Origin of the sequence: Variovorax sp. GrIS 2.14, from assembly GCF_046115955.1 — a bacterium.
Taxonomy (GTDB): domain Bacteria; phylum Pseudomonadota; class Gammaproteobacteria; order Burkholderiales; family Burkholderiaceae_C; genus Variovorax.
Genome location: NZ_JBJXIA010000005.1, coordinates 18,456 through 42,340, shown reverse-complemented (window position 1 = coordinate 42,340; position 23,885 = coordinate 18,456). Strand labels below are relative to the sequence as shown.

Below are 23,885 nucleotides of genomic sequence, written 5' to 3'. Positions count from 1 at the left end.
TGCTTCTTCAGTTCAGTTCAGTTCAGTTCAGTTCGGTTCAACTCAAAGAGGCCACCGGCGCGTGCACCACGTCGGCGGCTTCGAGTGCCGCGGCCACACGCAGCACCAGGTCTTCGCGCCAGGGTGCGCCGATCACCTGCACGCCGATCGGCAAGGTCGCGTGGGCGCCCCACACCGGCACCGCGCACACCGGCAGCCCCACGCATGAAATGGGTTGCGTGAGCAGCCCCATGTTCGGCCGCACCGGCAGGCGTTGTCCGTTGATCTCGAACCACTCCGCGCCGATGGGCGTGGCAGCCGAAGGCGTTGCCGCGGCCAGCAGGATGTCGTAGCGCTCGAACACGCGCGCCACCGCCTCGGCGTAGGCGCGGCGCACGCGCTCGGCGCGCGCAACCCACGCGGCCGGCAGCAACGCACCGGCTAAAAATCGGTCGCGCGACAGCGGCTCGAAGTCATGCGGCCGCTTGCGCAAATCGTTCAGGTGCAACGCCGCACCTTCGGAGTTGGTGATGAGAAACGCCGCCGCGCGGCCGGCATCGACCATCGGCAACATCACCGTGCTGACCGCGCCCAGCGCGTCGGCCACGCGATCGACCGCGACCAGCGCTTCCGGCCCTGCGTGCTCTCGAAAGTAGCCGCCGAGCACGCCGATGCGCAGCCCTTGCGCGCCGAGGTCGAGATCTTTGACGACGGCCTCGACATCGCGCTGCGCACAACCGGGGTCGCGATGGCCGAAGCCCTCCGGCCCCTGCATGGCGTCGTAGGCCAGCGCCAGGTCACGGGTCGACCGCGCGAACGGGCCGAGGTGGTCCAGGCTCGAAATGAAGGGATAGCTGCCGGTGCGTGGCAGACGGCCGAAGGTCGGCTTGAGCCCGAACACACCGCACAGCGATGCCGGCACGCGGATCGATCCGTTGGTGTCCGAGCCGAGCGTCAGCGGCACCTGCCCCGCCGCCACCGCAGCACCCGAACCGCCCGACGAGCCGCCCGCGATGCGGGTGCGATCGTGCGGGTTGCGCACCGGGCCGACGTGGCTGTTCTCGGTGGTGAAGCCGTAGGCGTACTCGTCCATGTTGAGCGCACCGACCAGCACCGCGCCAGCGCTCTCGAGGCGCCGCACCAGTGCCGCATCGCTGCGGGCTGGCGCACTCTCGCGCTCGATCTTCGAGCCGGCCAACGTGGCGATGCCGGCGATATCGAACAGGTTCTTGACGGCGAACGGCACGCCCAGCAGCGGCAGCTCGCGCGTGCGATCGCCGTTGGCCGAAGCCAGCGATGCATCGACCTGCGACGCGCGCCGCAGCGCCCGCGCCTGCAGCACTTCGGTGAACGCGTTGATGCGGCTGTCGGTCGCGGCGATGCGCTCCAGGCTGGCCTGCACCAGCGCCACCGCGCTGACCTCGTTAGCCCGCACCGCATCGGCCATCGACGACGCACCGCTGGCCAGAAACGCTTCGGGGTTCATCGCTCTTGCTCCGTCGGGCTCACGGGCACGAACGTCACCGCGGGCTCGTGCGAAGGCGCCAACGGCACCGCCTCGACGATGTCGGCAAAGCCTGCTGCCAGCGTGAAGTAGCCGAGGACGCCCGCCCGGTGCTCCGGCCAAAGCCGCAGCCCCAGCGCGGCCGCTGCCGCATCCACATAGGTTTCGATCTGCACAGGCGTCATGGCAACCTCATCGTCTGACTTCGCGCTGGAAGATTTCGAGGCTTAGCTTTTTCATGGCCACGAAGCTCGGCTCGCTCAGCGTCTCGAGGGTGCGGGGCCGTGCATCGCCGTAACGCAAGATTTCGGCCACCCTGGTCGGGCGCTTGGTCAGGAGCAGCACCTGGTCGGCCAGGTACACCGCTTCTTCGAGGTCGTGCGACACCAGCAACATGGTGGTGCCGGTCTTCATGAAGACCTCTTGCAGCTTCTCGCGGATGAACAGTGTCATCTCGAAATCGAGCGCCGAGAACGGCTCGTCGAGGAACAGCACCTCCGGGTTGGGCGCCAGCGCCCGCATGATCGACGCCGTTTGTTGCTGCCCGCCAGAGAGCTCGTACGGGTAGCGCTTCAGGTCGAACTTGACGTCGAACGACGCCACCAGCTCGGCCATGCGGCGGTCGACTTCCGCTTTGCTCTTGCCTTCCAGCTTGAGCGGATAGGCGATGTTGTCGATGGTGCGCATCCACGGAAACATCGCCTCGCGGTAGTTCTGGAACACGTAGCCGATCTTGGTGTCCTTGCGCTGCTTGCCGTCGAACAGGATCTCGCCGGCATCGATCGGGACCAACCCGGCGATCATGTTGATGAGGGTCGACTTGCCGCAGCCGTTGGGCCCGAACACAGAGACGATCGCGTGCTTGGGAATGTCGAGGTTGAAGTTCTCGTACAGCGGCCAGCCGGCGAAGTACTTGGTCAGGCTGCGGATCGTGATGTGCGTGCCGGCCGGGCCGGGCTGGAACTTGGGTTGCGGCACGTCGGCAAAAACAGGGCCGTTCAAGACTGCGCTCATGGTGATTTACCTCCCCGACCAATGGACGATGCGGCGCTCGGCCACCAGGAAAAGAATGTTGAGCGCATAGCCCAGCGCGCCGGCCGCCAGGATGGCCGCGTACATGCTCTTGACGTTGAGCACCTGCTGCGCATCGATGATGCGGTGGCCGAGGCCGCTGTCGGAGCCGATGAACATCTCGGCCACGATCACGATCACCAGCGCCATCGATACGGCGGAACGCAAGCCGACGAATGAGGGTTGCAGGCTCTCCCAGATCAGCACATCCTTGAACACCTGCCAGCGCGATGCGCCCATCACTTTGGCTGCCATCACGCGTTGCTTGCGCGCATTGATGACGCCGTAGGCACTGTTGAAGATCACGATGAGGAAGGCTCCGAAGGCGGCGATCGCCACCTTGTTGACGTCCGACACGCCGAAGATCAGCAGGAACAACGGGATCAGTGCGGACGAGGGCGTCGATCGAAAGAAGTCGATCAGGAACTCGACGCTGCGGTACGCCTTCTCGTTGCTGCCGAGCAGCACGCCGAGCGGCACGCCGACGACGGCCGCGATCACGAAAGCCTGCAACGTGCGCCATACCGTGACCGCGAAGTCGAGCAACAGCGGGCCGCCAGCCAGGCCGGTCGCGAGCGCATGCAGCGTGTCGATGGGGGTCGGCAGCAGGATCTGCTTGATGAAGCCGAAACGCACCACCAGGTCCCACAGGATGAACAGCGCGATCGGCCCGATGAAGGGCAGGAAGCGGTCCCAGGCGGGTGCCGTGGAAACCGAGACGGCGGCAGCGCCGGCCGGCGGCGTCCACGGTACGCCCGTGGTTGTGGTCGTGGTGGCATCGGCCATGGTCATGCCTTGTAGATGAGCGGCTCGACCGGCACCTTCTTCTCGAAAATGCCTTTGTCGCTGAACAGGTCGTAGAACTTCTGGAAGTAGGCGATGTCGCTCGGCTTGAATTCGTTGTAGAGCATGTAGGAGGCCAGTGGCACCTCGGCGGTGAGCGGTCCTTCGATGGCGGTGTAGCCCTTCATGAACTGACGGGCTTCGTCGGGTTTGGTGCGCACGAGTTCGACACCGCGTGCATAGGCCGCGATGAACTTCTTCGAGACTTCGGGGTTCTTCTTGATGAACTCGGTCGTGAGGCTGCCCGCGCCGCCGTGCCATGGCGCCATCGGATCGCCCAGGATGTACTTGGCGACGACACCCGCTTCGATGACGCGGGTGGTGCCGTTCATGCGGCCGATGGTGCCGGTCGGCTCCAGCGTGTAGCAGGCGTCGACCTGGCCCGCCACCAGCGAGGCGACGTGCTGGCCGATGGGCAGCTCCGTCACCGTGGCGCCGGTTGCGCCGGCGCGCTCCAGCATGGTCTTGCACAGCGTCGTATTCTGGATGCCGGGCCCGGAGGCGACCCGCTTGCCCTTCAGGTCGGCCATCGTCTTGATGGCGCTGTCCTTGCCCGTGATGAACTCGTCGAGCACGTACTTCACGTTGCTCGGGTTGGTGCAGAAGATCTTGAACAGGCCGGGCTGCGCGATCTCGCCGATGGCAAGGTTGGCCGTGCCGGTGCCGTTGGCACTGCCATCTCCGCGGCCCGAGAGCATGGCTTCCATCACCTGCTGCGCGCCCGCGAACTTGAGCGGTTCGACGTCGAGGCCGGCTTCTTTGAAGTAGCCTTTTTCAAGGGCGGCAAAAAACGGCAGCCCGGCCGCGACGGGCCAGAAGCCGATGCGGATTTTCGGACCGGTCTGGGCGCCCACGATGGCCGGTGCTGCCAGCACGGCGACCCCCGCGGCGCCCGCCTGCAAAAGCTGCCGGCGCGATGCGCGATGAAACTGTTCGGGGTTGCTCATGGACTCGGGCTCCTCGTTGAATGGGACGGTAGAGAAAAGGACAAGGGAAAAGGCGGGAGAAGAAGGCGAAGGCGAAGAAGGGCAGGCGTCATGAGCGCGAAGCGATGTACCTGCGCCAGCCACCGTGATGCGAGATGTCTTCGGCACCGTCGAGCGCCAGCGCTTCGCAGACGAAGCCCTGCACGCTGCTGCCATCGGCCAGTGCCAGCGTGCCGATGCCGAGGGGCGCAGGAATGAGCGCAACGAAGCTGCCGTATTGCGCCATCGGCATCTCCCACACTTCGAGTTCGAGCGCGACGCCTTCGCCCGGCGCGACGCGGACCATGCCGGGCTTGGGCGGCACGGTGCCGGGCAAGGCGTAGAGGCGGTAGCTCGGTGCGCTTTGCGTCTTGGCGACGAGCGTCGCGCCGCGGTCGGCAAGTTGGCTGTTGAGCGGCATGCCCGACAGATGAGCGCCGACGACGGCGACGCGCGCCATGGCAGGCGCTGATGTTGCCGGGGCCATCGATGCGTTCGCGAACACGTCGACGGGCGCCGGCAGCGGCTCGCCAGTCGCGCCTTGCGTGAGCCCGCTTGCGTGGTGATAGCGCTGGCCCAGTTCCGCCAGTTGCAAGTCGCTGCCGCACAGGCCGATCAACGTGATGCCGAACGGCATGCCGTCGGGCCGCAAGCTGCTCGGCACAGAGATCGCGGCGTAGTCGAGCAGGTTGACGAAGTTGGTATAGGCGCCGAGGTTGCGGTTGAGCACGACCGGGTCGGCCTGCATCGCTTCGATCGTGTAGTGCGTCGGCGCGGTCGGCACCAGCAGCAGGTCGATGTCGTTCCACATTGGGGCGACGCGCTGGGCCAGTGTGCGCAGCTTGATTTGTGCCTCGACCAGATCGGCCGCGCTGTAACCACGACCGGAAGCGAGGATGCCGCGCACCGGCTCGATCACCTCGGCCTCGTGCGCGTCGAAGAACTCGCGCACCGCGGCGTAGCGCTCGGCGACCAGTGCGCTGTCGTAGAGCAGCGCGGCGATCTCCGCGAGAGGTGCGTAGTCGATGGCGACCTGGATGCCTCCCATGTTCTCCAGCTGCGCGACGGCATCAGCGAACGCGGCCTCCGAGGCGTGGTCACCGAAGAAGGCCAGCGTCGACGGCACGCCGAATCTAAAGCGCTTCGGGTACGGTACGTTCGTCAGTTCGAGTGCTCGCGCGTACGGGTCCGCCGCGTCGAAGCCCTTTGCCGCGTGCAGCACCTTGAGCGCCAGCCCCACGGTGCGAGCGAAGATCGAAACGCAATCGACACTCTGCGCCGCCGGCACCACGCCGCGTGCGCTGATGAGCCCGCGCGACGGCTTGATGCCGACGATGTTGTTGAGCCCGGCCGGCACGCGGCCGGAGCCTGCGGTGTCGGTGCCGAGCGAGAAGTCGACTTGCCCGGTCGCGACAACGTAAGCAGAGCCTGAGCTCGAGCCGCCCGAGACATAGCGCGCATCGAAGCTGTTGGGGACCGCTCCGTAGGGCGAACGCGTGCCGTTGAGGCCGCAGGCAAACTGGTCGAGATTGGTTTTGCCGACGCAACTCGCACCGGCATCGAGCAGGCGCTGCACCACACGCGCATGCGAAGTTGGCGTTGCGCGGAAGTCAGCGAACGCGGCGCAGCCCGCGCTGCTGGCGATGCCGGCCACGTCGATGTTGTCTTTGGCGGCGAAGCGCAGGCCGGCCAGTGCGCCCGTCGTGCCCGACCCGGCGCTCGCGCTTGCAACCGGAGTGTCGAACCGCTTGATCCAGGCGGTCGCGGTCGCGTCGATTTTCGTATGCACCATCGTCAGGCATCCCGTCTTGTGTACAAGATGACATGCAAGCGACGTGCCAGCGCATTTTCACGGCGGGCGGAAGGCGGCGCGAGCGAACGATCAGTCGAGCTTGACGGAAAACAGCACCGTTCCGCTGGCGCCCGGATCGAGCGGCCCGGTCAAGCTCCAGCGCAGGGGTCCGGTGCCGCCGGTCGACTGCACGGTGGCGCACGGCACGGTCGGCTGTGGCGCAGGGTTGCCCGGCGTGCGCTTGGCGCAGGCGGTCAATGCCGCTGGCGTGGAGCCTGCGGTCGCCGCGACGAAGGTGGTGTAGCTGGGCGTCACGTCGTTGACGTCGAGCCCCGTGATGGGCGCCGGCCCATTGTTGGTGTAGGTGATGCGGTACTCCAGCGTTTCACCCGACTTGGCCAGGTTGTCGAAGCCGAAGACGCCGTTCTGCGTCAGGTTGCGAACTTCCTTTTTTAGGTCGAGCGCGCCGCCCGAAACGGTAGTGAGGTCGTTCAGCGTGTAAGTGGCCGTCAATGCGGACATCGCGCCGGTGTAGCTGAAGCTCGCCTGGACCAAAGCGTTGTCGGTGTAGCCGGCGGGCGCGGTCGCCGGCACGAAGACCTGCACCAGGATGCACACCGGCTGGCCCGCCGTGACAACCATCGATACCGAGGGCGGATAGAGCATGGCGGCGCCGGCTTGCAGCGTACCGGTGCAGCCCGGGTCGGCAATGATCTTCTCGTTCCAGCCGCTCAGCGGCGGCGACCTGACCGACGAGGCAATGGCGAACCCGACCGAGCCGCCGCTGCGTGCAGAGAAGCTGTGCGGATAGCTCACGGTGTTGCCTGCGATGCCGCTCTTGACCTCCCCCGTCGCGAAGGTGTTGGGCGGTACGTCGCCGAAGTTCAAGTCGGCGTGACCGCTGCCGTTCCATGCGAAAGCGATGACATCCAGCGGCACCGCGCGGGTGTAGGTGTAGCCGGTACCTCCTGTCGTGACGAGCGAGCCCGCGGGCAACGCGACGGAGCCGACCGACGCACCGGTCGAGAGCCATGTGCCGGGCGTCGTCTCTTGGACGCACAGGTTGTTGCCGACCGCGGTGGCGAACGGCACCGCCAGCGAGTAACGGCCCGCGCCGTCGGTGACGGCCGTGGCGATCAGGCTCGAACTGCCGCAATCGAGCAGCTTCAGCGTCACGCCCGACACGCCGGCTTCGGCGCCGTTCAGCACGCCGTCGTTGGCGATGCCTGCGCCGGCACCGCTGTCGGTGAAGACACGGCCGGTCACGCTGAAGGCGTAGGCGTTCACGAAGGTGCAGGTAAGGGCTGCGCCATTGACCATGTTGGCTGCCGGAATGGTCAGCAACGCGCCCGACAGCGTTCCGATGGCGCCGGCAGGGTTGCCGCTGACGCCGGCGTTGCCGTCGACGCAACTCGCGCTCTGCGGGTTGGCCGGCCAACCGGCGGGCGCCGTCTCGCGAAGCGTTGCCACGACGCCGCTGGTGCCGGTGAGGTTGGCAGCGCCGTTGCCCGACGTCGCGCCCACCACCGTCACGCTGTCGGTCGGCGCGGAAAGGCCGCTCAACGCAAAGCCGAACAGGTTGCTGCCCGACCCGCTGGCAACCGTCTTGACGATCTGCACTGTCGGGTTGCTGGCGACCACCGCAATCGCCGCGGTCTTTGCATCGCACGCCTCGCCTGCCGAAGCGGTGCAAGACGGGTCTCCACCGCCACTCAGGTTGACGGTGTTGGTGCCACCCCCAGCGCCAACGGCAGTGCCAGCGACGTTGATCGGTATGCGGATCGAGAACGTCCCCGGCGCCACGCCACTGGCAACGCTGCAGCCGGTGAGGTTGTTGCCGCTGGTGGGGCAGCCGCTCAGGACACCCGTGGTGGTGCCCGCGACCAAGGTGGGCGTGCCGCTGAGCGTGATGCCGTTCGGCAACGTGTCGGCTGCCGTGATGGCGGCCGTCGTGGTCAAGGCGCCGACGGTGACGTTCACCGAGTAATAGACCTGTCGCGCCGACCAGGAACGGGCTCGTACTGGCCGTCTTGGTCGCGCTGATCGACGGTGCCTTGTTGTTGCTGAAGGTGCAGACGTACGCTGCGCCCGCGAGCATGTTGCCGGGCGGGATGGTGATGGTGTTGGACGCAGCGACGAGCGCCGGCGAGTTGCCGGTGGCCGCCGCGTTGGTATCGGCGCAGCTGACCGAAGTGGTGTACCCGGCGACGGCCGTTTCCGTGACCGTGGCAGCCGTGCTGACCGACCCGCGATGCAGCGTGGCCGAAGTGACCGTCGTGCCCGATGTGGTGGTGGTGACGTTATCGGTCGTGTTCGTGACGCCACTCAGCGTGAATCCGAAAGCGCCCGTGCCGCCGGTCGATCGCTTGGCGACAGTGACGGTAGGCAGCACGGTGTTGGTGAGCGTGCAGGTCAGATTTTCGGTGCCGGAGGTGCTGCTGGCAGGCGGCGCGGTCGCAGTGAAGTTGCCACTGTAGCCACCGGTGGACGCGTAGATGGCGAAGTGATCGTCCCGGCAAGCGAACGACGACAGGTAGTTCGCGAACACCGTGCCGCTACCGACGGTCTCCGCGATGGTGAGCGCACCGCCCGCGTTGACGCCGATGTTGGCGATGGTGCCGCCGTTGCCCACGGCAAGCACTGGGTTTGCAGTGCCGTCGACGCCCGGCGCGCCACCGCCGATCGTCAGGTTGAACAGCCCGTTGTCTGGCGGCGTGCCGAGGATCTGATTGACGACGGTGATGGTCGGCCTGCGGTTGTAGAACGTGCAGGTGATGTTGGCGTTGCCTCGCATCGCGGCGGCCGGCAGCGTGATCGTGGCGCCAGCCAGCGCCGCCAGGTTGCTGGTCGGGTTGCCATCGCCCGGCGCATTGGAGTCCCTGCAGTCGACCACGTCGAACGAAGTGCGCCAGCCGGCCGGAATGGTCGACTCGCGGATCGTCGCCACGACGCCGACTGTGCCGGTGAGGTTCAGCGCGGAGCGCACCAGCGCATTGCCGGTGACCGCGATGCTGTCGGTGGTGGCGGACAGTCCGGTCAGGGTGAAGCCGAAGGTCGAAGTGCCAGCGCTGGCGGTCGCGGTGTTGCTCCACAGGTTGACCGTGGGCAGACCGGCGATCGGCGTGTTGTCTGTGGCCCGGCCGTCGTTGCGTTGGTGAAGATATTGAACGTGTACGACTGGCCGCTGGCGCCGACGATCAGCGGATTGGCGCTGGGCGTCTTGGTCGACGACAGGTTCGGCGGCGGGTAAAGCGTGTTGTAGAAAGTGCAGTTGAAGGTGGCGCCGCTCTTCATCGCGACTGCGGGAATCGTCGCCACGTTGCCTGCCAGCGTCGCGTAGTTGGCCCCGGCGGAATTGCCCGAAACCGACGCGTTGTTGTCGACGCAGAACGCGGAGGCCGGGTTGCTCGGCCAAAAGGCCGGGACCGAGCTTTCCTTGACCGTCGTCACCGTGTTGGCCAGCAACACCGTTTGCTCGGGCCCCGACGCCGCCACATTGGGACTCGTGGTCGTGATGCTGACCGCGCTGACACCGTTGGTTCCGGTAAAGCCGAAAGTGCCGACGCCGCTGCTGCCGCCGCCATTGCTGACCTTGGTAATCCGGACCGTCGGCAGCTTGTTGTTGGTGAAGGTGCAAACGTACGACGCGCTGGTCTTCACGTTTCCGGCAGGAATCGTGATGCTGTTGGTGGTCGAGACGAGCGGCGTGTTGTTGCCCGTGACCGAGTTGTTCGCATCGGCGCAACTGGCGCTGGTGGTGTAGCCGGGCGTTGCCGTCTCGGAGACCGTGATCGCTGTGCCCACGGTGCCGACATGCTGGACGCCCGACACGACCGTCACCGACGGATTCGCCGTGGTCACGCTGTCGCTCGTGTTGGTCACGCCGGTGAGCGAGAAGTTGAAAGTCCCGGTGCCGCCGACGCTCTGCTTGCCCACCAGGACTCCGGGCGCCAGCGTATTGGTGATGGTGCAGATCAGGTTCTTGGCGTTGCCGCTGGCAGAAACCGGTGGGGCAGTCACCGTGAAGTTGCCGCCCGCGCCGCCGACGCCAGTGGTGTAAAGCGTGCCGGAAAAATCGCGGCATGCGACGCTGGAGACGTAGCTCGCCATGTTGGTGCTGGTGCCCGCCGTCTCGACCAGGGTCAACGCACTGCCGACATCCACGCCCACCGACGTGGTGGTCCCGCCGCTGCCCACGTTGTATACGGGGTTGCCGCCGGATGTCAGGTTCGCACCGCCCACCGTCAGGTTGAACAGCCCCGAATCGGGTGGGATGCCGAGAATCTGCTTTTTCAGGTAAACGCTCGGGCGAGAGTTGTACATGGTGCAGGTGAATCTGGCGCCGGCCCGCATTGCCGAGCCCGGCAGCGTGACCGTGTTGCCGACATAGGTAGCGAAATTGGTAGCAGTCGAGCCGTTGCCATCGGAGGCCGCATTGCTGTCGGTACAGGTCACGTTCTCCAGGTTGGTCGGCCAGCCTGCGGGAATGCCCGACGCCACGATAGAGACCGCAGTTCCCGCGGTGCCGTAGATGCCTGCTGCGTTCTGAGACGATGCCGTGCTGCCCGAGCCCACCGTCGCGATCGCATCGCTGCTGATCGACAGGCCAGTGAAGGTGTAGCCGAAGGTCGAAGAGATCGGCGCGGCGTAGGAAGTCTGTGCGTTCAACAGCATCAGCGGCGGGTTGTAGACGGGTGTGGCCGGCGTCGTGGCGTCGCAGGCATCTGGCAGGACCGCGGTGCAGTTGGGATCGCCGCCGCCCGAAAGGTTCGCAGAGTTGGTGCCGGTGGTCGCCGTGGTTGCGACGCTCACCGGAAAACGGATGGAAAAGCTGCCGACCGCTGCGCCGGCAGCGACCGTGCAACCTCCCGTCGCGCCGCCGGATGAGGGACAACCGGACAGCACGGCAGTGCCCGCCACGATCGTCGGTGTGCCGCTCAGCACGATGTTGGCGGGCAACGTGTCGGCGATGCTGATCGGCGCCGTGGTCGGTGCGGTGCCCACGTTCACCACCAGCGTGTAGTACTGCCCCGATACGCCCCCGAGCAGCGGGTTGGCACTGGCCGTCATGCTCGATGTGACAACGGGCGGCAAGTTGTACTGGATCACCACCAAGCCGTTGCCGCCCGCGGATGCTTGTGCACCGCCCGCACCCACGCCGGCCGAGTAGACGCTGTCGCCCGTGTTGCCGGCCACGCTGCCGGCCCCTGCCGTGGTCGAAGCCCCTGTCAGGACACCCGTGTAGCTGGAGCCGCCGCCGCCCGCGGTCTGCGAGCCACAGTTGAAATTAGAGTCGCCGTTGCCGCCGCCACCGCCGTAGTAGCCGCCACCGCCACCGCCACCTCCGCTGTTTCCGGTGGAGGACGCAAAAGGTACGCCGTTGCCGCCTGCGCCGCCCTGTCTCGCGGTACCGGCCGACCCGTTTCGGGCCGTTTCGACGCTGACGCCTCCAGCCCCGCCAGAGCCCGAGCTTCCGCCCTGCCCACCGGAGCCGCCCGCAGCCCCGCAGCCGGCAGGTGCGTAGTTGCTGCCCGCCAGTCCGGTCGTCCCGCCACCCGCTCCCGCGACTGGAAACGTGTCGTACGCCTGATCGACCACAGCGCCGCCACCGCCACCCGCAGTCAGCCTCTCTGTGCCACTCAGCACCATCGCGCTGCGACCACCACCGCCGCCGCCGACGTGCGGTGTACCGCCAGTGGCGCTGCCTCCCGCGCCGCCACCGCCGTAGGCTGAATTGCCGGCAACCGCCGAAAGTGCGGCAGCCGATCCGCCGCCACCGACCACCACCGTCAGGCTGCTGCCAGCCGTAACGGCGAGGTTGCCGGTCGCATAGCCGCCGCCGGCCGAACCGTTGCCGTACGTATTGGAGATGGAGCCTCCGCGCCCGCACCCCAGGCCTTGAAGTTCAGCGTCGTGATGCCGGCAGGCACGGTGAACGTCTGATCGACACCGCTGTAGCTGAATTGGGTGCACGCGGTAAAGCCCGCTTGGGGGGTGCAAGCGGTCTGGGCACCCTGCGCGCCGAAGCTCGCCAGCACAGCCAGGCATGCAAGCACTGCGCCGCGCCACGGCACCGGCTGCCACTCGGCCTTGGCGAATGACCGCGCAAAACCGATCAGCAAGAACACATATGAATCCTGACCCCCGTGCAGAAGTTCCGGGATTGGAGCGACTCTAGTGGCGGCCGCGCCCTTCAACCGAAAAATCTCGACTACAGCCCCCTCACGACGCTTCACCGATTGCAATACTGTTTTGTCGAAAGTGCAACTCGCGCCCACGATCTGTTCCGAATGAAGACGGCCCGGACATGGCTGTGCGGCACCTTACGACTTGATTCAAAGACACGGGTTTTGCCTCTGGCACGCGTCGGCTCGACGCAGGAACCTGTCGCCGGGATCCCCCGTGCACGGAGACATCCGATGACTGACCTGTCGACTCATCCGACCCAGGCTGCCAGCGCCTGGTTCGCGGACTTTTCGTCCGCCCTGGAACGCGAAGACATCGACGCCGCGGTCGAGCTCTTCGAGCCGGACTGCTACTGGCGCGACCTCGTCTCTTTCACCTGGAATATCTGTACGCAGGAAGGCCCGGCGGCCATCCGCGCGATGCTGCAGGCGCGCCTCGCCGACACCAAGCCGAGCGGCTTTGCCGTCGAAGGCCAGGCCACCGAGGCCGATGGCGTGGTCGATGCGTGGTTCACCTTCGAGACGACAGTGGCGCGTGGCCGCGGCCACCTGCGCTTGCGCCATGGCAAGGCCTGGACGCTGCTGACCACCATGACCGAGCTGAAAAGCTTCGAGGAGAAGACCGGCGCGCGGCGCGTCAAGGGTGCGGAGCACGGTGCGCGACGCGGGCGCCAGAGCTGGCTGGAACGGCGGCAGGAAGAAGAGGCCGCACTCGGCTACGACGAGCAGCCTTATGTGCTGATCGTCGGCGGCGGCCAGGGCGGTATCGCACTGGGAGCGCGGCTGCGGCGACTCGGCGTGCCGGCCATCATCGTCGACCGCAACGCGCGGGCTGGCGACGCCTGGCGCAACCGCTACAAGTCGCTCTGTCTGCACGACCCGGTGTGGTACGACCACCTGCCGTACATGCCGTTCCCGGACGACTGGCCGGTGTTCGCGCCGAAGGACAAGATCGGCGATTGGCTCGAGATGTACACCCGCGTGATGGAGCTCAACTACTGGCACTGGACCGTCGCAAAAAAGGCGCACTTCGACGCAGCCACCCAGGCGTGGGAAGTGGTGGTCGAACGCGAAGGAAAGGAGGTCGTGCTCAGGCCGCAGCAGCTGGTGTTCGCGATGGGCGTTTCGGGCTACCCGAATACGCCGGAGATCGCCGGTGCCGCCGAATTTCAGGGTGAGCAACATCATTCGAGCAAGCATTCCGGACCGGAGGCTTACGAGGGCAAGAAATGCGTGGTGCTGGGCTCCAACAATTCAGCCCACGACATCTGCGCGGCACTGTGGGAACACGGCGCCGACGTCACCATGGTGCAGCGCAGCTCGACCCACATCGCGCCATCCGATTCACTGATGGAGCTGGCGCTGGGCGGGTTGTATTCCGATGCCGCGGTGAAGGCGGGCATGACCACCGACAAGGCCGACCTGACCTTCGCCTCGGTGCCCTACAAGATCATGGCGCCGATGCAGGTGCCGATCTACGACGCCATGAAGGTGCGCGACGCCGATCTGTATGCGCGCCTGGAGAAGGCCGGCTTCATGCTCGACTTCGGCGTCGACGGATCGGGCCTGTTCATGAAATACCTGCGCCGCGGCTCGGGCTACTACATCGACGTCGGCGCATCGGAGCTGGTGGCCAACGGCAGTGTCAAGCTCAGGAGCGGCGTCGGCATCGAGCGCATCAACCCTCGTTCGGTCACCCTGAGCGACGGCACCGAGTTGCCGGCCGATCTGTTGGTCTACGCGACCGGCTACGGTTCGATGAATGGATGGCTGGCCGACATGATTTCACCGGAGGTCGCTGATCAGGTCGGCAAGTGCTGGGGCCTGGGCTCCGCGACGCCCAAAGACCCCGGCCCGTGGGAAGGCGAGTTGCGCAACATGTGGAAGCCGACGCAGGTCGCCCAGCTGTGGATTCACGGCGGCAACCTGCACCAGTCGCGCCACTACTCGCAGTTTCTGGCGCTGCAACTCAAGGCGCGCATGGAAGGCATCCCGACGCCGGTGTACCAACTGGCGCCCACGTACCACCGACGCTGACGGCGCCCGGCGGGCAAGGCCGGGGCGGCCGCAGGCATGAGGGAATAATAGGAGAGCCCCACCCTATTGCCCTCATGTCCGCACCCTCGGCTGCCGAAGCCACCCCCGCCCTGCCCTGGCGCGACGCGCTCAAGGTCTACCTCGAACCTGCCACGCTGCGCATGCTGGCCCTCGGCTTCTCTGCGGGGTTGCCGCTGCTGCTGGTGCTGGGCACGCTGAGCTATCGGCTGCGCGAAGCCGGCATCGACCGCGCGACCATCGGCTTCCTGAGCTGGGTCGGCCTGGCCTACGGCTTCAAGTGGGTGTGGGCACCGCTGGTCGACCGGCTGCCGTTACCGCCACTCACCACGCTGCTCGGACGACGGCGCGGCTGGCTGCTGCTGGCGCAAACGGTCGTGATCGTCGGGCTGGTCGGCATGGCGGTGAACGACCCGAGCGCCGGCTTGCGTCCGATGATCTGGTGCGCGTTGCTGGTGGCCTTCGGTTCGGCCACGCAAGACATCGCGCTGGACGCCTTTCGCATCGAGTCGGCCGAAACCCGCAAGCAAGCTGCGCTCGCCGCCGCCTACCAGACGGGCTACCGCCTGGCGATGATCTGGGCCGGCGCTGGCGTGTTGTGGGTGGCCGCATGGGCCGAGGTGAGTGGTGCGTCGGGCTACCAGAACGGCGCCTGGAAAACGGCGTACCTCGTGATGGCCGGTTCGATGGCGGTCGGCGTGCTGACGGTGCTGCTGTCGCCCGAGCCCATCCGTCGCGTGTTGCCACAGCCCAAGAATGCGGCCGAGTGGCTGCAGAGCGTGCTGGTCGAACCCTTCGCCGATTTCATCCGCCGCTACAAATGGCAGGCGGCGCTCATCCTGTCGCTGATCGCGATCTATCGCATCAGCGACGTGGTAATGGGCATCATGGCGAATCCGTTCTACGTCGACATGGGCTTCACCAAGGAAGAGGTGGCCAACGTCAGCAAGGTGTTCGGCGTCATCATGACGCTGGTCGGCGCCTTCGTCGGCGGCGTGCTGTCGATGCGCGTCGGCGTCATGCGGGTGCTGATGCTGGGCGCGGTGCTGAGCGCGGCCAGCAATCTTCTCTTCGCCTGGCTGGCCGGCCGCGGCCACGACCTGCACGCGCTGATCGCGGTGGTGTCGGCCGACAACCTGGCCGGCGGCATCGCCTCGGCGGCGTTCATCGCCTACCTGTCGAGCCTGACCAACGTCAGCTATTCGGCGACGCAGTACGCGCTGTTCAGTTCGCTCATGCTCTTGCTGCCGAAGTTCATCGCCGGTTACTCGGGCGTGTTCGTCGATGCCTACGGCTACAGCACCTTCTTCATCGCCACGGCCGTGCTGGGCGTGCCGGTGCTGGTGCTGGTCGCGTTGGCGTCGCGTGCCGCCAGGGCCCAGCACGCTTCGACCGCTTCGACAGACCCGAACAGCTAGCCCCGCTACGGCTCTGGACTATCGGATTGCGCCGACGTGGCATACAGCGTGCTGCTGGTAGGCTGTAACGGTTTTCGAGCGGGCCCGCCCGAGAGCTTGCACCTCACCGTGCGCCCGACCCCTGTATTTTTTCTCTCTCCATCACCGTGCCCTCCCGAATTCCCCCTCTGAAGATCAGCGCCTACACCGCGACCTCGGCCGTCGGTACCGGCAAGGAGTCGCTTGCCACCGCGCTCGAATCGTCCCGCAGTGGCCTGCGTCCCAACGACTTCGGCGATGCACCGCTCGACACCTGGATCGGCCGCGTCGAGGGCGTCGAAGAAGTGCGTCTCCCGGAAGCCTTGGCGCACTGGGATTGCCGCAACAACCGCCTCGCCTGGCTGGGCCTGCAGGCCGATGGCTTCGAGCAGGCCGTGGCCGCAGCGCGAGAAAAGTACGGCGCGTCGCGCATCGCGCTGATCCTCGGCACTTCCACGTCGAGCATTGGCGAAACCGAGCTCGCATACACGCAGCTCGATGCCGAAGGCCAATTCCCCGCCGACCAGCGGAGGCCCGAAGTGCACACGCCGCATTCGCTCACGATGTTCGTGCAGGAAGTGCTCGGCCTCGAAGGTCCGTGCGAGACCATTTCGACGGCCTGTTCGTCGAGCGCCAAAGTATTCGCCTCCGCCGAGCGGCTGATCCGCCTCGGCCTTGTCGATGCGGCGGTGGTCGGCGGTGTCGACACGCTGTGCGGCAGCGTGCTGTTCGGCTTCAACTCGCTCGAGCTGGTGTCGAACCAGCCGTGCCGTCCGTTCGATGCGGCGCGGGGCGGCATCAGCCTGGGCGAGGCGGCCGGCTTCGCATTGCTCGAACGCGGCGCCGGTGCGCTCGAACTGCTCGGCTACGGTGAAGCCAGCGATGCGCACCACATGTCGACGCCGCACCCCGAAGGCCTCGGCGCTGAAAGGGCGCTGAACGATGCACTGGCCCGCGCGGGCCTCGGCACCGACGCCATCGACTACATCAACATGCACGGCACCGCCAGCATGAAGAACGACGAAGTCGAAGGCGCGCTGGTCGGACGCCGCTTTCCGGAGACCACGCACGCGAGCTCGACCAAGGGGTTCACCGGGCACACGCTCGGGGCAGCGGGCATCGTGGAAGCCGTCGTCAGCCTGCTCGCCATCGAGCGCGGGCTGAAGCCGGGCACTGTGAACACCACTGACATCGATCCGGACTTCGGACCGCAGATCCGGCTGAAACCGGCGCACGGCGAGGTGCGCTACGTGCTGTCCAACTCTTTTGGCTTCGGCGGTAACAACTGCTCGCTGGTGTTCGGCAAGGGAGCCGCGGCATGAGCACCAACCACATTCCGAAGCCACCGACGCTCTACATCGAAGGCCCGGCCTTCTGGGCCCCGAGCCTGCCGGGCTGGGACAACGCCCGCGCCGCGTTTCGTGGCGAAGGCAACTTGACCGAGCCGCCCGCGAAGCGCCCCGCGCCGATGGTGCTGGCCCCGGCCGAGCGCCGCCGCGCGCCCGACACCGTGGCGCTGGCACTGGAAGTTGCGGCCGCGTCCATCGCCGCTTCCGGCCGCCACGCGCCCGACCTGCCGTGCGTGTTCGTCTCGGCGCACGGCGACCTGGCGATCAACGACTACATGTGCACGGTGCTCGCCAGCGATCCATCGGTGCTGTCGCCGACCAAGTTCCACAACTCGGTGCACAACGCCGCCGTGGGCTACTGGACCATCGGCACCGGCTGCATGGCGGCCAGCAATTCGATCTCGGCTTTCGAGAGCAGCTTTGCCGCCGGCATGCTCGAAGCCGCCGCGCAGTGTGCCGCCGACCAGACGCCGGTGCTGCTGGTGGGCTACGACATTCCGTCGGTCGGTGCGTTGTCGTCGGTCACTACCAGCCGGGGCCTGCTGGCAGTCGGCATGGTGATCGCGCCGGAGCGCACCGAGCGCACGGTGGCATCGTTCGACTGGTCGCTGGTCAGCGGCGAAGCGCACGCCATTCCACCGCGCAGCGACATATTGCAAGCGCTCACCGCCAACGCCATGGCCGACGCGCTGCCGCTGTTCGAATTGCTTGCACTGGGCGAGGCGGGCACGCTGGCGCTCCCGCTGTCACCCAAACTGTCGCTTCAAATGCGGCTCGAGCAGGCCTGATGTCCATCAAAGCCGTTGCGGCGGCCGCCGCCAATACAGCATCCGATGATGCCAATGTGAGCGCGCACGATGTCGTGATCATGGGCGGCGGGCTGGCCGGGCTCACGCTGGCGCTGCAGCTGAAAAAGCGCTTCGACCCCATCGACGTGCTGGTGCTCGAGCGTCGCTCGCATCCGGTGCCGCACGCCGCGCACAAGGTCGGCGAATCCTCGGTCGAGATCGGCGCGCACTACTTTGACACGGTACTGGGCCTGAAGCCGCACCTGCAAGGTGAACAGCTGCGCAAGTTCGGCTTTCGCTTTTTCTTCAGCGAAGGGCGGCGCGATATCGATCAGGTGACCGAGATCGGCGCCAGCCGCTATCTGTCGGTGCCGAGCTACCAGATCGATCGCGGCATCTTCGAGAACTATCTGGCCGAAGAAGCTGCGCGTTGCGGCGTCCGCTTCGTCGACAACGCGCTGGTCAAGCAGATCGACCTGGCCGAAGACGCTCGCCAGCCGCATCGCCTGCGCTGGACGCAAGACGGCGAGTCGCACGAGATCCATGCGCGCTGGGTGATCGACGCCTGCGGCCGTGCGGGCATGTTGAAGCGCAAGCTCGGCCTGGCCGAGCCCAACTCGCACGAGTGCAACGCGGTGTGGTTTCGCATCGGCGACCGCATCACCATCGACCACTGGAGCGACAACGCCGAATGGCGCGAGCGCTGCGAGCCGCAAGCACGCTGGTTGTCGACCAATCACCTGGTCGGCGCGGGCTATTGGGTGTGGCTGATTCCGCTGGCATCGGGTTCGCACTCGATCGGCATCGTGGCCGACCCGCGCATTCACCCGCTCGACCGTTTCGACACTTTCGACAAGGCGATGGACTGGTTCAAGACCTGGCAGCCTGCGCTCTACGACGAGCTCGACGGCAAGCGCCATCTCTTGCAGGACTTCGCCTTCTTCAAGAATTTTTCGTACGGCTGCAAGCAGGTTTTCTCGGGCAAGCGCTGGGCGCTGACCGGTGAAGCAGGGCTCTTTCTCGACCCCTTCTATTCGCCCGGCAGCGACTTCATCGCGATGGGCAACACCTACATCACCGACCTCATCGCGCACGACCGCGCCGGGCATTCCGTGGAAGCACGCGCGCAGCTCTACGACCAGATCTATCACTCGTTCTACGAGAGCACGCTCGCGCTCTATCAGGACCAGTACGCGCTGTTCGGCGACCCCGAGGTGCTGCCGATCAAGGTGATCTGGGACTACACCTACTACTGGGGCGTGCTCTCGCAGATCTTCTTCCAGGATCGGCTCACCGACCTGGCGCTGCTGGGCAGCCTCAAGGAAGAACTGCAGCACTGCCAGAAGCTCAACGTCGCCGTGCAGCATTTTTTGCGCGCGTGGTCTGGCGTGACGACCAAGCGCAACCCGGCGGTGATGCTCGACCAGGCGGCGCTACCCTGGTTTGCCGACCTCAATCGGAGCCTGAAAGACGATCTCGACGACAGCGCGTTTCGCGATCGCATGCGCGCATCGGTCGCACAACTACGGCAGTTGGCCGCTGAGATTCTGGTGCGCGCATCGACGGAACACCCCGGTATCGAAGCGACCGAATTGCGCATGTTGCTCAAAGAAAAAATGGCGATGGTGCCAGCCCATTCCGGTCAAGGGACCATGCTGTTCGCCGCTTGAGGCACACCCCGACGTTTACCCCAACTTTACGCAGCGTTCAACGCGGGTTGCTCGCCGCCCTTCACCATGAAGCCCATGAGCACCCCCCAACTTTTGATGATCGAAGACGACACCCGCCTGGCGCAGATGGTGGGCGAGTACCTGACGCAGTCGGGCTTCGGTTTCAACCACGCGGCCGACGGTGCGAGCGGACTGGCGCAGTTGCAGGAGCACGCACCCGACCTCGTCATCCTCGACCTGATGCTGCCCGACACCGACGGGCTCGAAGTGTGCCGCCGCATCCGCGCACTGCCGGGTGGCCTTGCGAAGGTGTCGGTGCTGATGCTCACGGCCAAGGGCGACCCGATGGACCGCATCATCGGCCTTGAAATCGGGGCCGACGACTATCTGCCCAAGCCCTTCGAGCCGCGTGAATTGCTGGCCCGCATTCGCGCCGTGCTGCGCCGTCGCGGCGAGACGACGAGCGAAGCCGCAGCGTCGACCATGATGCGATTCGGCACCCTGGAGATCGACCGCAACGCCCGCACCGTGACCGTCGCGGCCGCACTGGCCGACCTCACCTCGTACCAGTTCGACCTGCTGGTCGCGATGGCAGAGCGCGCGGGTCGCGTCCTCACACGCGACCAGATCATGGAAGCGGTACGCGGCCGCGAGCTCGAAGCCTTCGACCGCTCGATCGACGTGCACATGGGCCGCATCCGTGCCGCCATCGAGATCGACGCGAAGAACCCGAAGCGCATCCTTACGGTGCGCGGCGTCGGCTACGTTTTTGCCAAGCAACAAGACTGATCGGCTCAAATCGATTGACCGATTGACCGACCGATGCTGAGCCTCTACTCGCGCCACCTCTACGTTCGCATCTGGCTGGCGGTGGTAGCGGGTGTCGTGGTGCTCACGCTGACGGCTGGCTGGCTGGTGCGCATCTCCGCCGAGAGCGAGCGCGACCGCATCAACGCACTGCCGCGCGAGGTGATCGTGCGCGACACCGAGAACAACGTCATCGGCACCGGCCAGGCGACGCGTGCGCGCGGCCAAGGCCTGGAGTTCGACTTGACGCTCAGCGACGGCCGCGCCCTGTCGCTCGAAGTGAATCGGCGCGAGCCGGGCACCATCGCCAGCGAAGGCCGGCCACCACCGCCGCCGTGGCGCACGCCGTTCGGCTTCGTCTGGATGATCGTGCTGGTCGGCGTCTCGGTCGCGCTCGGCGTGTACCCGATCGTGCGGCGGCTCACCAAGCGGCTGGAGTCGTTGCAGCGCAGCGTGCAGCGTTGGGGCGAGGGTGACTTGTCGGTGCGCGTGGCCGAAGAAGGGCAAGACGAGGTCAGCGACCTGGCGCGACGCTTCAATGCGGCGGCGGTGCGGATCGAACAACTGGTGCGCTCGCACAAGTCGCTGCTGGCCAACGCGTCGCACGAATTGCGCTCGCCGCTCACGCGCATCCGCATGGGGCTGGAGCTGATGGGCGACACGCCGAACCCGAAGTCGCGGCAGGAAATCGCCCGCAACATCGGTGAGCTCGACCAATTGATCGACGAGATTTTGTTGTCGAGCCGGCTCGACGCCAGCGAAGCCGACATGGGCACGATCGAAACCGTCGACCTGATGGGGTTGGCTGCCGAAGAGTGCTCTCAGGTCGGCGCGGAACTCGACGTGGCCGAAGGCACAGACAGCAATGCACTCACGGTGCGTGGCGTGCCGCGGCTGCTGCGACGCGCGATTCGCAATCTGCTCGAGAACGCACGGCGCTATGGCGCCGGCGAGATTTCGGTGGAGCTGGCAACCGCTTCCGGCGCCGGCGGCTTTGCCACCGTGCGCGTGAACGACCGCGGGCCGGGCGTCCCAGCCGCCTTGCGCGACCGCATTTTCGAGCCGTTCTATCGGCTGCCCGGCGCCAGCGAGCGCGAAGGCGGTGTGGGCCTGGGGCTGGCGCTGGTGAAATCGATCGTGGAACGCCACGGCGGCACGGTGCGCTGCGAAGAACGTGCCGGCGGCGGCGCCAGTTTCGTCATCGCGCTGCCTAACGGAGCTTGAGCCTCTAGGCGAGGCGGTGAAGTCAGGTGGCCACCCGGAGGCCGCACCTAGAATCGCCGCCACCATGCAGAGATCGACGATTGCCCGCCCCGCCGCCATGTTCTGGGGGCTCGCAGTCTTCGCACCGGTGGGCGTCAACTACCTTGCCGCCGTACTGATGTTCGCGACGCTCTTTATCGCGGGCAATTTGCAGGAACGCGCGGCGCGCATCCGTGCCAATCCGCTGTGGTGGCCGGTGGTCGCTTACGTTGCGTGGACGCTTGTCGTGCTCGCATTCAGGCCGCATTACCCGCAGACACCATCGAACCTCTGGCATGGTTTCCGTATCGCAGCGACCATCGTGATGGCGATGGCGCTCACCCGTGACGAAGCGCTGTGGGCGCTGCGCGGCTTCTTCGTCATCGCCTTCACCAGCGTGTTGATGGTGCTGCTCTATCGCACTGTCGGCTTTCCGATGGCCGAGTTGTGGCGCGCCACGCTGGTGCTGGTCGGCAACAAGTCGATCAACGATGCGCTGCTGTTCACGGTGCTCGGTGTGAGTGCGGTGGTATTCGGGCTCGCCCATATCCACGACAAGAAGGGGCACTGGGCGCTGCCCGCTTTCGCGCTCACCGGCTTTGTCGCGGTGATCATCACGCTGTGGTTGCCATCTCGGACTTCGCTGCTCGGGCTGCTGGTTGCGGGCGTTGCAGTATGCGTGCATCAGTGGCGCAAGCAACTGCGGGTGCTGGCGGTGGTGCTGGTGATCGCGGTTGGTGCGGCGTCGGTACTGGTGTGGCAGTCGCCGGTGGTGCAGCGCACCTTCGCGCTGGGCGCGCAGGAAATCGAAGCAGCGCAGGCCGGTGCGGTGTCGGAAGGCAGCTGGGTCGTGCGCTTCTACATGTACCGCGACACCGCACGCATGATCATCGACAAACCGCTCGCAGGCTGGGGCATCGGCGGCTGGACCGAGCAATGGCACCTGCGCGGGCCCAAGCTGCTGGCCGACTACAACATGCCCCACAACGATTTCCTGTGGATGGGCGCGCAGGCCGGGGTGCCGGGACTGCTGACGCTGCTGGTCATCATGCTGGTCGGCGTGTGGCAGGGCTGGCGCCGGAACGACATCACCGGACGCTGCGGCTTTGCAGCCATGCTGGTGATGCTGATCGCGACCAGCGTGAACTCTGCGCTGCGCGATGCGCAGATCGGACTCAGCCTGCTGTGGATCGCGATGGTCTACCTGCGGCTGGTGCAGGAGCCGGGCCAGCCGTGGCGCGAGATGCTGCCCTTGCGGCTACAGGAGCTGATGCGGCTGCAACCGCCACGTTCAGCTTCGGTTCACTCCTGATTTCGAGAATCGCGGCGTGGTGTTTTCAACAGTCCGACGTCGCCTGACGCATCCGGCATTTCGGGTGCGGTCGATCGGCGCCGCGGTCGAAGACGAGCCAGACAATCGCGCGAACCTTGCCGCCTGCAACCGTACCGCCCTTTCCGGCCTGACAAAGGCGCCTGATGAGGCATCGACCCCCTGCTGCCTAGCGGCCTCGCAACAGGCCCTTGTTGGTGATCGAGATGTTGGTCGAGAGGTTTTGGTATGCGGTATGTGAATTTTGGATTGTTCGAATGGATGGCGGGAGGTTTCCATCCCACGCCCTGGCTGTTGGTGGCGGCTTGCTGGATCGCCGTGTACGGCGCGTGGGTCGCAGGGGCGACCGTGATCTACAGCGGCCTTCGCAAGCCATCCCAGCGCCTCTATCTGCTCCTCCTGGTGCTGCTGGCGTGCCTCACGTCCGTGCTGTCTCAAGCCATCTCGAGCGCCCTGGACATGCCTCGCCCGTTCGCGATAGGCATGAGCCCGAATTACCTCCAGCACGGTGGACGAGGCGCCATGCCGAGCACGCACATGTCGGTGATGTCGTTGGTCGCGCTGGGTTGCCTGGTGCGTCCGGGCCTGCATACCGCGGGTGCCGTGTTGCTGGCGCTGGCCTTTGCCACTGCATGGGGCCGCATCTACGCAGGCGCGCATTTTCCGGCGGATGTCGGTGCCGGGCTGCTGCTGGGCGCGGTCGTTCTCGCGATCTATACCGGCCTGCGCAGTGGTGTGCAGTGGTGGATCGCCCATCGGCGCGGTGCGGCCCACGCAATCAAGGCAGCTGCCGATACGACAGCGAAGACAGAGGCGAACGCAGCGACCAGCAGCGTGGTGGATGCGCCGGCGATACACCGGCCCTGAAC

General features: G+C 66.3%; 20 protein-coding genes. 11 read left to right on the top strand and 9 right to left on the bottom strand.

Annotated features, from left to right (window positions below):
* Positions 1-37: 37 nt before the first annotated feature.
* The 7 genes from RCH10_RS10150 to RCH10_RS10120 form a co-directional block, all read right to left on the bottom strand.
* A complete protein-coding gene (locus RCH10_RS10150) occupies positions 38-1,465 on the bottom strand; it encodes an AtzE family amidohydrolase (protein ID WP_409052269.1) in 1,428 nt (475 codons plus the stop codon).
* The gene (locus RCH10_RS10145) at positions 1,462-1,668 is read right to left on the bottom strand and encodes a DUF4089 domain-containing protein (protein WP_323497252.1); all 207 of its coding nucleotides are present in this window, start codon (positions 1,666-1,668) and stop codon (positions 1,462-1,464) included. Before RCH10_RS10145 ends, RCH10_RS10150 begins: the two co-directional genes overlap by 4 nt.
* A gap of 7 nt (positions 1,669-1,675) precedes the next feature.
* Entirely contained in the window at positions 1,676-2,497 is an 822-nt protein-coding gene (locus RCH10_RS10140) for an ABC transporter ATP-binding protein (protein ID WP_323499839.1), read from the bottom strand.
* 6 nt (positions 2,498-2,503) lie between these two features.
* Positions 2,504-3,340, bottom strand: a complete 837-nt coding sequence (locus tag RCH10_RS10135; RefSeq protein ID WP_323497254.1) for an ABC transporter permease — start codon at positions 3,338-3,340, stop codon at positions 2,504-2,506.
* A gap of 2 nt (positions 3,341-3,342) precedes the next feature.
* Complete coding sequence (locus tag RCH10_RS10130) at positions 3,343-4,344, bottom strand: ABC transporter substrate-binding protein (RefSeq protein WP_409052268.1); 1,002 nt, start codon at positions 4,342-4,344, stop codon at positions 3,343-3,345.
* An 88-nt stretch (positions 4,345-4,432) separates the two neighbouring features.
* Positions 4,433-6,154, bottom strand: coding sequence for an allophanate hydrolase (atzF, locus tag RCH10_RS10125; RefSeq protein WP_409052267.1), 1,722 nt, complete (start codon positions 6,152-6,154; stop codon positions 4,433-4,435).
* 90 nt (positions 6,155-6,244) lie between these two features.
* Entirely contained in the window at positions 6,245-8,134 is a 1,890-nt protein-coding gene (locus RCH10_RS10120; RefSeq protein ID WP_409052266.1) for a hypothetical protein, read from the bottom strand.
* A 50-nt stretch (positions 8,135-8,184) separates the two neighbouring features.
* Between RCH10_RS10120 and RCH10_RS10115 the strand changes: the two genes are divergently transcribed.
* A complete protein-coding gene (locus RCH10_RS10115) occupies positions 8,185-8,631 on the top strand; it encodes a hypothetical protein (protein WP_409052265.1) in 447 nt (148 codons plus the stop codon).
* 72 nt (positions 8,632-8,703) lie between these two features.
* Entirely contained in the window at positions 8,704-8,883 is a 180-nt protein-coding gene (locus tag RCH10_RS10110; protein WP_409052264.1) for a hypothetical protein, read from the top strand.
* A gap of 307 nt (positions 8,884-9,190) precedes the next feature.
* Here RCH10_RS10110 and RCH10_RS10105 read toward each other — a convergent pair whose 3' ends face one another.
* Positions 9,191-11,941 (bottom strand): beta strand repeat-containing protein, encoded by a 2,751-nt coding sequence (locus RCH10_RS10105; protein WP_409052263.1) that lies wholly within the window; start codon positions 11,939-11,941, stop codon positions 9,191-9,193.
* Positions 11,942-11,943: 2 nt separating this feature from the next.
* Positions 11,944-12,282: a hypothetical protein gene (locus tag RCH10_RS10100; protein ID WP_409052262.1), complete on the bottom strand. Its 339-nt coding sequence runs from the start codon at positions 12,280-12,282 to the stop codon at positions 11,944-11,946.
* A 291-nt stretch (positions 12,283-12,573) separates the two neighbouring features.
* On the opposite strand from RCH10_RS10100, the gene RCH10_RS10095 reads away from it, so the two are divergent.
* The 9 genes from RCH10_RS10095 (at position 12,574) to RCH10_RS10055 (ending at position 23,883) form a co-directional block, all read left to right on the top strand.
* On the top strand, positions 12,574-14,376 hold the full coding sequence (locus tag RCH10_RS10095; protein WP_409052261.1) for an NAD(P)/FAD-dependent oxidoreductase: 1,803 nt from the start codon (positions 12,574-12,576) through the stop codon (positions 14,374-14,376).
* A 74-nt stretch (positions 14,377-14,450) separates the two neighbouring features.
* Positions 14,451-15,812, top strand: a complete 1,362-nt coding sequence (locus RCH10_RS10090; RefSeq protein ID WP_409052260.1) for an AmpG family muropeptide MFS transporter — start codon at positions 14,451-14,453, stop codon at positions 15,810-15,812.
* A gap of 146 nt (positions 15,813-15,958) precedes the next feature.
* On the top strand, positions 15,959-17,152 hold the full coding sequence (locus RCH10_RS10085) for a beta-ketoacyl-[acyl-carrier-protein] synthase family protein (RefSeq protein ID WP_323497260.1): 1,194 nt from the start codon (positions 15,959-15,961) through the stop codon (positions 17,150-17,152).
* Positions 17,149-17,967, top strand: coding sequence for a beta-ketoacyl synthase chain length factor (locus RCH10_RS10080; protein WP_409052259.1), 819 nt, complete (start codon positions 17,149-17,151; stop codon positions 17,965-17,967). The genes RCH10_RS10085 and RCH10_RS10080 overlap by 4 nt, the downstream gene beginning before the upstream one ends.
* A complete protein-coding gene (locus tag RCH10_RS10075) occupies positions 17,967-19,637 on the top strand; it encodes an NAD(P)/FAD-dependent oxidoreductase (protein ID WP_409052258.1) in 1,671 nt (556 codons plus the stop codon). The genes RCH10_RS10080 and RCH10_RS10075 overlap by 1 nt, the downstream gene beginning before the upstream one ends.
* A 66-nt stretch (positions 19,638-19,703) precedes the next feature.
* Positions 19,704-20,426 carry a response regulator transcription factor gene (locus tag RCH10_RS10070; protein WP_187053918.1) on the top strand — a complete coding sequence of 241 codons (723 nt, stop codon included), beginning with the start codon at positions 19,704-19,706 and terminating at the stop codon, positions 20,424-20,426.
* A gap of 33 nt (positions 20,427-20,459) precedes the next feature.
* The gene (locus RCH10_RS10065) at positions 20,460-21,668 is read left to right on the top strand and encodes an ATP-binding protein (RefSeq protein ID WP_409052257.1); all 1,209 of its coding nucleotides are present in this window, start codon (positions 20,460-20,462) and stop codon (positions 21,666-21,668) included.
* Positions 21,669-21,732: 64 nt separating this feature from the next.
* A complete protein-coding gene (locus tag RCH10_RS10060) occupies positions 21,733-22,998 on the top strand; it encodes an O-antigen ligase family protein (RefSeq protein ID WP_409052256.1) in 1,266 nt (421 codons plus the stop codon).
* 279 nt (positions 22,999-23,277) lie between these two features.
* Positions 23,278-23,883, top strand: coding sequence for a phosphatase PAP2 family protein (locus tag RCH10_RS10055; protein WP_409052255.1), 606 nt, complete (start codon positions 23,278-23,280; stop codon positions 23,881-23,883).
* Positions 23,884-23,885 lie beyond the last annotated feature (2 nt).

What these genes read in the sequence shown, in the direction of transcription:
- RCH10_RS10135 (WP_323497254.1), bottom strand. Translation starts at nt 3,340, where the DNA reads ATGGCCGATGCCACCACGACCACAACCACGGGCGTACCGTGGACGCCG.
- RCH10_RS10090 (WP_409052260.1), top strand. Translation starts at nt 14,451, where the DNA reads ATGTCCGCACCCTCGGCTGCCGAAGCCACCCCCGCCCTGCCCTGGCGC.
- RCH10_RS10145 (WP_323497252.1), bottom strand. Translation starts at nt 1,668, where the DNA reads ATGACGCCTGTGCAGATCGAAACCTATGTGGATGCGGCAGCGGCCGCG.
- RCH10_RS10080 (WP_409052259.1), top strand. Translation starts at nt 17,149, where the DNA reads ATGAGCACCAACCACATTCCGAAGCCACCGACGCTCTACATCGAAGGC.
- RCH10_RS10070 (WP_187053918.1), top strand. Translation starts at nt 19,704, where the DNA reads ATGAAGCCCATGAGCACCCCCCAACTTTTGATGATCGAAGACGACACC.
- RCH10_RS10075 (WP_409052258.1), top strand. Translation starts at nt 17,967, where the DNA reads ATGTCCATCAAAGCCGTTGCGGCGGCCGCCGCCAATACAGCATCCGAT.
- RCH10_RS10095 (WP_409052261.1), top strand. Translation starts at nt 12,574, where the DNA reads ATGACTGACCTGTCGACTCATCCGACCCAGGCTGCCAGCGCCTGGTTC.
- RCH10_RS10055 (WP_409052255.1), top strand. Translation starts at nt 23,278, where the DNA reads ATGGCGGGAGGTTTCCATCCCACGCCCTGGCTGTTGGTGGCGGCTTGC.
- RCH10_RS10150 (WP_409052269.1), bottom strand. Translation starts at nt 1,465, where the DNA reads ATGAACCCCGAAGCGTTTCTGGCCAGCGGTGCGTCGTCGATGGCCGAT.
- RCH10_RS10130 (WP_409052268.1), bottom strand. Translation starts at nt 4,344, where the DNA reads ATGAGCAACCCCGAACAGTTTCATCGCGCATCGCGCCGGCAGCTTTTG.
- RCH10_RS10060 (WP_409052256.1), top strand. Translation starts at nt 21,733, where the DNA reads ATGCAGAGATCGACGATTGCCCGCCCCGCCGCCATGTTCTGGGGGCTC.
- RCH10_RS10140 (WP_323499839.1), bottom strand. Translation starts at nt 2,497, where the DNA reads ATGAGCGCAGTCTTGAACGGCCCTGTTTTTGCCGACGTGCCGCAACCC.
- atzF (WP_409052267.1), bottom strand. Translation starts at nt 6,154, where the DNA reads ATGGTGCATACGAAAATCGACGCGACCGCGACCGCCTGGATCAAGCGG.
- RCH10_RS10065 (WP_409052257.1), top strand. Translation starts at nt 20,460, where the DNA reads ATGCTGAGCCTCTACTCGCGCCACCTCTACGTTCGCATCTGGCTGGCG.